Origin of the sequence: Mesorhizobium sp. YM1C-6-2 (assembly GCF_003666685.1) — a bacterium.
Taxonomy (GTDB): domain Bacteria; phylum Pseudomonadota; class Alphaproteobacteria; order Rhizobiales; family Rhizobiaceae; genus Mesorhizobium_K.
Genome location: NZ_RCIZ01000032.1, coordinates 1 through 689, shown reverse-complemented (window position 1 = coordinate 689; position 689 = coordinate 1). Strand labels below are relative to the sequence as shown.

Here is a 689-nt window from a genome sequence, read left to right as displayed (position 1 = left end):
CCGACCCGCAAGCTGCCCTGCAGCCCGAGCGCGATCTCCGTCTGCATGTCGGCGAGCTTCTTCTGGTAGAGCTGCGTGCCGGCCAGCGGCTTGCCGAACTGTTTTCTGTCCAGCCCGTACTGCCTGGCCCGGTGCCAGCAGTCCTCGGCAGCCCCCATCGCCCCCCACGAGATGCCGTAGCGCGCCCGGTTGAGGCAGCCGAACGGACCCTTCAGGCCCGACACGTTGGGCAAGAGCGCCTCCTCGCCGACCTCGACCCCGTCCATGACGATCTCGCCGGTGATCGAGGCGCGCAGCGAAAGCTTGCCGCCGATCTTCGGCGCCGACAGCCCCTTCATGCCCTTTTCCAGCACAAAGCCGCGGATCTGGTTGTCATGCGCCGCCGACTTCGCCCACACCACGAAGACGTCGGCGATCGGCGCGTTGGAGATCCACATCTTCGAGCCGGTCAGCCGGTAGCCACTGGCCGTCTTCTCGGCGCGCGTCTTCATGCCGCCCGGATCGGAGCCGGCATCCGGCTCGGTCAGGCCGAAGCAGCCGATCCATTCGCCCGAAGCCAGCTTCGGCAGGTACTTCCTGCGCTGCTCCTCCGAGCCGTAGGCGTGGATCGGATACATGACCAGCGACGACTGCACCGACATCATCGAGCGATAGCCTGAATCGACCCGCTCGACCTCGCGGGCGACCAG

General features: G+C 67.1%; 1 protein-coding gene. It reads right to left on the bottom strand.

From position 1 onward, the window contains the following. A partial coding sequence (locus D8676_RS26570) for an acyl-CoA dehydrogenase family protein (protein ID WP_183097269.1) occupies positions 1 to 689 on the bottom strand: 689 nt, incomplete at both ends.